We start from the raw sequence: 7,507 nt of genomic DNA, 5'->3' as shown, positions 1-7,507 counted from the left end.
AGGTCAGAGAGCGCCACGAGGTCAGGGAGCGCCACGGGACCGGGGCCGCTCGCGACATCCGACGGGTCCGCCGGGTCCGTCGCTCCCGACGCCGTCGCGAGCCGTACGACATCCGGACCTCGCTCGACTGGACCGGCCCTCATGCGCTCCCCCTGTCGCGCTCGTGCCCCACAGCCCGTCCGCCTCCGTGTCGCCGGGGCGTCGCCGCGCCGGGTCGGGCGCGGAGCATGCGGGCTCCTCCCCGTGTCATGGCCAATCATCGGCCCGGCCAAACAGATGGCCGATCGTCGACGGTCCGAACGAAGCGGTCTCGCGGGCGGTCGAAACGGCGAGGCGATGGAGCGCTCCGCCCCTCCCTTGCGCCACAATGCCAGGCGACACCGTTCGAACAGCCGGGGGAATGCGATGAGTTGGAAGAGAAGGACCACGGGCCCTCGCTCCAGCGCCGGCCACCCTCTGCCCCGGTCCGTGGCCCGGCTGTTCCCCTCTCCGGACGCTTCGACGGACCCGCTGTCCCGCTGGATCGCGCCGGCCCTGCTGATCGGCGTCGTGGCGGGCCTGGGCGCGGTGGCACTGTTCGGACTACTCCATCTGTGCACGGTGATACTCCTCGAAGACATCGCCGGATTCCGTCCGTATCTGACCTCCGCCGAGGGCGGACCTCGCGAACTGGTCCCGTCCGAACGCCCCTGGGCCGTCCCGCTGGTGGCCGCCGGGGGCGCGCTCCTGGCCACGGCGTTCGCCGTCTGGCTGGCCCCCGAGGCACGCGGGCACGGCACGGACGCGGCGATCGCCGCCGCGCACCACGACCCGGCCGGGATGCGCGGCCGGGTGACGGTGGTGAAGCTCGTCGCGTCGGCGCTGACCATCGGCTCCGGCGGTTCGGGGGGTACGGAGGGGCCGGCCGCGCAGATCTCGGCGGCGTTCGGTTCGGTGATCGCGCGGCGGACCGGCATGTCACGCCGACAGGCCCGTACCGCGCTGGTGATCGGACTCGCCGCGGGCGTCGGCGCGATCTTCCAGGCGCCGCTGGGCGGGGCGCTGCTCGGCGCGGAGCTCCTGTACCGCAGGGACCTGGACGCGCGGGTGCTGCCGAAGGCGCTCATGGCGGCCTGCGCGGGGTGGCTGGTCTTCGGCGCGTTCTACGGCTTCGCGCCCGTCCTCGGGCGGCACGCGGCGGACGGGCCGGGCCTCGGGGTGGGCGACTTCGTCCTGATCGCCGTGACCGGGCTGCTGTGCGGACTGGCCGGACGGCTCTACACGGGCACCTTCTACGCCGTGCACCTGCGCGCGGAGGCCCGTGTGCGGTCCGTACCGGCCAGGATCGCCGCGCCGGTGGCCGCCGCTCTGCTCGTGGGCGTCCTCGGGCTGCTGGTGCCGGGGGTGCTCGGCACGGGGTACGGCCTGATGGAGGCGCTCACCGACCGCGAACTCGTCGCCGGACTGCCCGTACTGCTGTTGCTCGCCATCCCCCTCGCGAAGATCGCGGGTACCGCCCTGACCGTCGGTTCCGGCGGCTCCGGCGGCATCTTCGGACCGTGCATGGTCGTGGGCGCGGGCACGGGCGCACTGGCCTGGCGGCTGGGCGAGGCCCTGCACCTGCCGTCGGCGGGACCGCTCCCGTACGTGGTCGTGGGCATGGCCGCCTGCCTGGGCCCGGTGGCCAACGCCCCGCTCGGTGTCCTGGTCATGGCGACGGAGATGGTCGCGGACGCCTCACTCCTGGGACCGGGCATGCTGGCGGTCCTGTGCGCGTCGGCGGTGACGGGCCGCACGACGCTGTACCGCAGCCAGCAGGAACGCCGCCGGCCCGAAGCCCCCGAAGCGACACGACCCGCGAACACGCCCACACCCGAACCCGAACCCGTCACCTGCCCCACGGTCCCGCCGATGGCTCAGCCATCGCAGCCCGCCCCTGCCCGCGCTCAGGACGCCCCCTAGGACCTCAGCCCTTCAGCTCAAGCGAGAACGCGTAGCCATGAGCCACCAGCTCCCTCACGAGGCTTTCCGGCAGCGAGTGCGTCTTCATGGAGGGGGTCATCATGACGTCGCACGGCGTGGAGGTCCGGTCGTCGGCCCGGTAACTCCGGTCTCCGCGATGCGGGTCGGCGATGGACACGACGTCGTCGTGGCAGCTGACCCACGGTGCCAGGACGTAGCGGGACCGCTCATCGAAGTGGAGTGGCCTCTCCATGCCGTAGGCCTCGAAGAAGACCCGTGCGATCGGGTCCCCGTAATCGGTGTAGATCTTGCGCTTGCCGCCGAAGTCCGCCCTGCGTTCGTCGATGCGCCGCTGGATCGGCGACTTCTCCAGCGGCACGGGATCGCGATCGGGCCGGCTGAGCATGTCCATGGTGCGCAGGGTCACGGCGGCTTCCGAGAAGGCCGCCCGTCCCCGGTCGAGCGCGGCTTCCTCAACGACGGCCGAGGACCTGCGCACCGCGGCCAGGATGGCGCCGGCCAGCGTGCCGGGGTCCACGACCGGGCCCAGCGGGGACGCGTGGACGGGCACCAGTGTCAGCTGCTCCGGGAACCACTCCTGGAACCCCTGGTGACCGCCCCAGGCCGTCGTCACCACCTGGTGGCCGTTGGCCAGGGACGCCAGCACGGACGAGCCGAAGTTCTCGTCGGAGTGCAGCGTCGGCGACACCAGGACGTGGGGTTCCTGGTGCACGTCGTAGAAGACCCAGTCCCGCGGCTGGGCTCCGTGCCAGGTCACCACGTCCGCCAGGCCCAACGCCTCGGCGAGCCCCCGCACGTAGGTGCCGTACTCGGCGGAGCTGAGCCCCATGTTGGGGCTGCCGAGGTTGTCCTCACCGCCGTACACGTCCAGCGTCACCGGCGGCGCCGGGGCATCGGAGGTGCGCGTGATCCACAGGGCGAACAGCAGGTTGTGCAGGTTCTTCTGCTCCGAGACGCGTCCTACGTAGGCCAAGCGCGTGATCTCGTCCTTCGTACGCCGCTTCCGGCTGTTCACCTTGAACTGGTCGACCAGGGGGAACGGGATCCGCTCGGTCCGGGCGTTCGGGAAGCAGGCACGGACCGTCGCCGCTTCCGCTTCGCACGTCACGACGAACGTGTCCCTCTCGGTGAACACCTCCGTGAGGGCGCCGAAGGCCTCGAACCCTTCAGGGCCGTCCCCGTGCACGTACAGGGTCATCGGCGCGGGCTCTTCCATCCGTGCCCGCAGCCGGAGCGCGGCCTGGACGGTTCCGGGCGTCACCGTGGTCAGGACGATGCGCTCCACCTGCGAGGCCCGGGGGTGGAGGCGCTGTTCCATCTCGGGCGGCAGCGGCACGCACACCGTACTGACGGTCTTCCGCTCGGACCGGCCGATGCGGTCCCAGACGCGCTCGATGGCCGGGATGATCTCCTGCAGGCTCAACCACCATTCCTTCTCCCTGGTGGTCAGCACCACGATGCCCTCGTCGCTCGACACGTACCCTCCCCAAAGTTGTAGCCGGAGCCGCCCGCTTCAGGCGCGGCGGATCACGATGGCGGTGGCGTCGTCCCTGACGCCGTCGGACCCGGTCTCGGCGGCCGCGACCAGGGCCTCCGCGAGGGCCTGTGGCTCGTCCCCGTGGGTGAGGGCCAGCGTCTCCATCGCGGCGTGCGGCACCTGGTCGTGGACCCCGTCCGACATGAGCACCACCAGGGGGGACCGGGTCCAGGCCTCCGACACGGTGGCGACGACAGCACTCCGCACCGTCGTACGGACCCACTTGGCGGCCGGGCGCGGGATCTCGCCGGTGTACCCGCACAGGGCCAGTTGCTCCGCCAGGTTGTGATCGGCCGTCAGAGGACGGAGCCGCCCGCCCTCCAGACCGTAGGCACGGCAGTCGCCGACCCACGCGATGCGGATCTCGTCCCCCGCGGCCCGCGCCGTCGCGACCACCGCGACGGCGTCCGGCTCCGGCTCGTCACCCGAGCCCGGATCGGCCACGAGCTCGGTGCCGGTGAGAAGGCCGGCGAGGCTTCCCCGGCGGGCCGAGACGCGAGCCATGACCGTGGCGAGCAGTTGCGCCACGGAGGACACGCGGAGGCTGTGGCCGATGCCGTCGACCACGGCCGCGGCGGTGGTGCCGTCCTCCTGGACGTGGACGGCGACCGCGTCTCCGCTGGGTGCGGTGGTGCCGAGCCTCGTGGCCGTTCCGACGCGCACGTTCCCGTAGCCGGACGTCGTGGGCATCCTAGACAACCTCGACGAGTACGGCGGACTGCACGATCCCCACGCCCTCGCTGAAGACGACGGCGTGGTCACCCGGGGAGAGCTCGCCGGACGTGATCGCGTAGTGAAGGGCCGCGATCGGGTCCGCCCCGCCCAGATGACCGATCTCGCGGCCCCGCTCCTCGCTGGATCCCGCGGGCTCGAGGCCTCCGAGGTACGGGAAGTACTCCTCCTCCAGGACTTGGCGCCCCCTGAACGGCAGTACGATCCGGGCCACTCGTTCGCGTGCGACGCCGGCATCGGCCAGTACCTTCTCGATGACGATGCCGATTCCGTCACCGCGCATCTTCCAGGCTTCGTCACGGGATATGTCGGACGTCTCGTAAAAGGCGCGGGAGCGCTCCGAGAGTTTCACCGGAAGGCTGACGCCCTGGCCGAACACACGGGGGCCGCGGTGAACCCCTTCGAGCCTCGGCTGCGTATGACTGACGGCCGCGAGAACACGCGCGATTCCGTTGTCCCTTGCCATGACCAACGCCGCTCCGCCGTCTCCGAACGGCGTGTCCGGGTCGACCGTCCACCGGTCGATCACCTCTTTCGGCTGCCAGCTTTCCGCGGCGGTGATCAGCGCGGCCTTGTGTTCGGTCTCGCAGGTGAGATGAGCGGCGGCCCAGCGAATGCCGTTCACCACCCCGTCGCATCCGTTCATCAGCTGCGCCACGTCCCGGAAGCCGCCCGACCCCAATTCCCGCTCAAGCCACATCACGGGGTTCGACATCCGCGGGGACGGGTCCAGGACGGACGTGTGGACGAGCAGCCCGACCTCGTCGAAGCCGTATCCCGCCTCCGCCAGGGCCGCCTTCGCCGCACGGGCCGCGAACGCCGCCGGAGCCTCTCCCTCCGGAGCGATCGCGACGGTCCGCTGCTTCGTCCGCTCCGCGAGTTTCAACGGATATCTACCGTCCGCCACGGCCTCGGACACCGGGACAACGGGTGGCAGGTCCACAGCCGTCGCCGCGATAAAGACATTCCCGAAACGCGCCATGATGAGCTCCGTCCACTTCACCCTTTTCGGGTTTCGATTCGCCGGTCGGCCGCATTTTCCACGGAACCGTAGCAGAGGGTTTTCCCTATCGCCTATGACGTACACGAGTTGTCGGGACCCGCAACCTGCCGCATGCCGACGGAAGTTGGTGTTCCGGAGGACGCTTGCGCCTGTCGGCGCCGCATGATCACATGGCGCCGTGAATACCTTTCCTGAGGAGATGACTGTCCGATCGAGGACGCTCGCCTGGGTGCAACGGCATCTGGCCGAAGGTGAACGGATCGTCAAGGCCGAAACGCTGCACGGCGGCATGACCGCGGAAATGCGCAGACTGACCATCGGCACACAGGACGCGGTCACGCGTCACCTGGTGCTGCGCAGTTTCGTCGACCCGTTCTACCTGAAGAACGCCGAAGAGTGGCTGAACAGGGAGGCCGGCGCCCTGACACTCCTCGCCGGGACCGGTGTGCTCGCTCCGGATCTGGTCGCCGTCGACCCGACCGCCGCGCACTGCGAGTACCCCTCGCTCCTGATGACGCATCTGGAGGGCCGCTCGGTCCTCGACGACGCGGGAGTCGAGACGCGTGCTCCCCTGCTGGCCCGTCAACTCGTCGCCATCCACGCGCTCCGGCCCGCCGAGCGCCCCCAGGAGTTCAGGACGCTGACGACGGCGGAGTCGGTCGTGGTGCCGAAGGGCGGTGACGCGACCGCCTGGGCCGCGGCGATCGACGTGATCCGCAAGCCCGCGCCGCCCTACGAGGGTCGCTTCCTGCACCGCGACTTCCAGCCGGGCAACGTGCTGTTCGACGTACCGCCCTCGTATCCGGAGCAGGCCCGGATCACCGGCGTCGTCGACTGGTCACAGCCCTCCTGGGGCCCGGCGGACCTCGACGTCGCCCACTGCTGCACCAACCTCGCGCTGCTGCACGACCCGTCATGGGGTCTCCGGTTCGCCGCGGAGTACGAGAAGGCGGGCGGGGCACTGGCGACGGTGGCGAGCGAGCGGCTGTACTGGCTGGTGCGGGACGCGCTGGCGTGCTCCGAAGAGGTCGAGCTGTGGGCGCAGGTGTACCAGGCCGCCGGGAGGACCGACCTCACGACGAGCCTCCTGGAGCAGCGCCTGGACACCTACGTCACGGGCCTGATGGACGCGCTGGGCTGACGCCACAGCGGCCCGTGGCAGGTCTCTGACGCATGGCTCGCCGTGCCCCCTTCTCGCTGGACAGCGCGACGGGGGCAAGACGGGGGCACGACGGCCGCGCAGGCCTGCCCGGTCCGGTCGGCTCGTCACGCTCAGGAGCCGAGCACGACGCTGTTCTCCAGGAACCATTCGATGGTCCGCTTGATCCCGGCCTCGATGCTCACCCTCGGCTGCCAGCCGAGGGACTGTTCGGCCCTGCTGATGTCCGGCCTGCGCAGGCCGGGGTCATCCTGAGGGCGAGCGACGAACTCGACGGCCGAGGAGGAGCCGACGAGCCCGCGGATCATCTCGGCCGTGGCGAGCACGGTCATCTCGCGCGTCCCCCCGATGTTCACCGGTCCCTGTTCGCCCTCCGCCCACAGGAGCCGGAGGATTCCCTCCACGGTGTCGCTCACGTAGCACAGGGAGCGGGTCTGGCTGCCGTCCCCGGCCACCGTCAGCGGCTCTCCGGCGATGGCCTGGCGAATGAAGTTGGGGATCATCCGGCCGTCGTCGGCGCGCATGTGCGGTCCGAAGGTGTTGAAGATCCGGACGATCCGGGCGTCCAGGCCGCGTGCCTCTCGATGGGCCACGGTCAGCGCCTCGCTGAAACGCTTGGCCTCGTCGTAGACGGCACGCGGGCCCACCGGGTTCACATGGCCCCAGTAGCTCTCGGGCTGGGGGTGGACCTGCGGGTCGCCGTAGACCTCGCTGGTGGACGCGAGAAGGAAGCGGGCGCCCTTGCGGCAGGCCAGTTCCAGGGCGTTCTGGGTTCCTGTGGATCCGGCCCGCATCGTCTCCAGGGGGCGTCTCAGGTAGTCGACGGGGGAAGCGGGGGACGCGAGGTGGAGCACCGCGTCGACCGCGCCCCCGATCTCCAAGCCGGCCGACACGTCGGCCTCCAACAGCTCGAAGCCGGGGTGACGGGCCAGCGGCTCGACGTTGCGCACGGAGCCCGTACTGAAGTCGTCGACGCACACCACCGCGAAACCCTCGCGGAGGAGCCGCTCGCACAGATGCGAGCCCACGAAGCCGCCGCCGCCGGTGACCACTATGCGTCCCTCGTACTGCGTCATGGTTCTTCCTTCCTCGCTTCCCATATGCCTGTGGTGTC

General features: G+C 70.7%; 6 protein-coding genes. 2 read left to right on the top strand and 4 right to left on the bottom strand.

The annotated features are described in order from the left end of the window. Positions 1 to 468: 468 nt before the first annotated feature. Positions 469 to 1,941: a chloride channel protein gene (locus ACWFR1_RS01005; protein ID WP_453545077.1), complete on the top strand. Its 1,473-nt coding sequence runs from the start codon at positions 469 to 471 to the stop codon at positions 1,939 to 1,941. A 4-nt stretch (positions 1,942 to 1,945) separates the two neighbouring features. On the opposite strand, the gene ACWFR1_RS01000 is transcribed toward ACWFR1_RS01005, so the two are convergent. The 3 genes from ACWFR1_RS01000 to ACWFR1_RS00990 are packed head-to-tail and all read right to left on the bottom strand — an operon-like array spanning position 1,946 to position 5,318. Continuing rightward, positions 1,946 to 3,439: a glycosyltransferase gene (locus ACWFR1_RS01000; RefSeq protein WP_453545076.1), complete on the bottom strand. Its 1,494-nt coding sequence runs from the start codon at positions 3,437 to 3,439 to the stop codon at positions 1,946 to 1,948. 36 nt (positions 3,440 to 3,475) lie between these two features. Beyond that, positions 3,476 to 4,189: a SpoIIE family protein phosphatase gene (locus tag ACWFR1_RS00995; protein WP_453545074.1), complete on the bottom strand. Its 714-nt coding sequence runs from the start codon at positions 4,187 to 4,189 to the stop codon at positions 3,476 to 3,478. Position 4,190: 1 nt separating this feature from the next. Next, on the bottom strand, positions 4,191 to 5,318 hold the full coding sequence (locus ACWFR1_RS00990; RefSeq protein WP_453545072.1) for a hypothetical protein: 1,128 nt from the start codon (positions 5,316 to 5,318) through the stop codon (positions 4,191 to 4,193). Between the two features lie 115 nt (positions 5,319 to 5,433). On the opposite strand from ACWFR1_RS00990, the gene ACWFR1_RS00985 reads away from it, so the two are divergent. Beyond that, positions 5,434 to 6,375, top strand: coding sequence for a phosphotransferase family protein (locus ACWFR1_RS00985; protein WP_453545071.1), 942 nt, complete (start codon positions 5,434 to 5,436; stop codon positions 6,373 to 6,375). Positions 6,376 to 6,506: 131 nt separating this feature from the next. Here the strand turns inward: ACWFR1_RS00985 and ACWFR1_RS00980 are convergent, their stop codons facing one another. Then, on the bottom strand, positions 6,507 to 7,469 hold the full coding sequence (locus ACWFR1_RS00980; RefSeq protein ID WP_453545070.1) for an NAD-dependent epimerase/dehydratase family protein: 963 nt from the start codon (positions 7,467 to 7,469) through the stop codon (positions 6,507 to 6,509). Positions 7,470 to 7,507: the final 38 nt, after the last annotated feature.

The organism is Streptomyces sp. NPDC055103 (assembly GCF_053607625.1).
This window is presented reverse-complemented; position numbering and strand designations above follow the sequence as displayed.

Bases quoted from the DNA above. Each gene is read 5' to 3' on its own strand.
- ACWFR1_RS00980 (WP_453545070.1), bottom strand. From the start codon at position 7,469: ATGACGCAGTACGAGGGACGCATAGTGGTCACCGGCGGCGGCGGCTTC.
- ACWFR1_RS00995 (WP_453545074.1), bottom strand. From the start codon at position 4,189: ATGCCCACGACGTCCGGCTACGGGAACGTGCGCGTCGGAACGGCCACG.
- ACWFR1_RS00985 (WP_453545071.1), top strand. From the start codon at position 5,434: ATGACTGTCCGATCGAGGACGCTCGCCTGGGTGCAACGGCATCTGGCC.